This is a genomic window from Leisingera sp. XS_AS12 (assembly GCF_041224635.1).
Taxonomy (GTDB): Bacteria; Pseudomonadota; Alphaproteobacteria; order Rhodobacterales; family Rhodobacteraceae; genus Leisingera.
Genome location: NZ_JBGFGM010000011.1, coordinates 1 through 469 on the forward strand (window position 1 = coordinate 1; position 469 = coordinate 469).

The window sequence follows — 469 nt, forward strand, 5'->3', positions numbered from 1 at the left end:
CCGATGACCCCGCATAATTTCCGCCACGGCTTGGCCTCGCTGCTGATCGAAGCCAACCCGGGAAGGTGGGACCTGCTCGAGCGGCTGCTCGACGACACCGTCGGCACTGCCAGGAAAAACTATGGCTGGGTCAACAAACGCGTGCAGCGCTCCGAGGTGCAGAAATACGTGCTCGATCTGACGAGGCTGAAGGCATGAAAAAACCTGATCGCCGGACCGTTCCGGAAATCCTGCAGCACCCGCGATGGGATCCCTTGGCCGCAACGCTGAACATGGGGGCTGTCACCGCGCCGCAATTGCGTGTCCTCGATGATTTCCTCGCCTTCATCGAAGGCAGGCAGATTGCTTCGATATGGGAACTTTCGGTTTCGGACTGCCTGTCATTCGATGCCGGGTATCGGTCCGCCAACCGCCTGCGCGTGTTGAAAAAGGCGATGCAGGCGGTTTTCCCGGCCCAGCCCGCCATCCT

At 60.6% G+C, this 469-nt stretch carries 2 protein-coding genes; both read left to right on the forward strand.

The annotated features are described in order from the left end of the window. Positions 1 to 198 (forward strand): hypothetical protein (locus tag AB9K35_RS00060; RefSeq protein WP_369923892.1); only part of this gene is annotated, 198 nt, incomplete at its 5' end. Further along, the coding region (locus AB9K35_RS00065; protein ID WP_369923893.1) for a hypothetical protein at positions 195 to 469 on the forward strand (275 nt) is incomplete at its 3' end. The genes AB9K35_RS00060 and AB9K35_RS00065, both read left to right, overlap by 4 nt.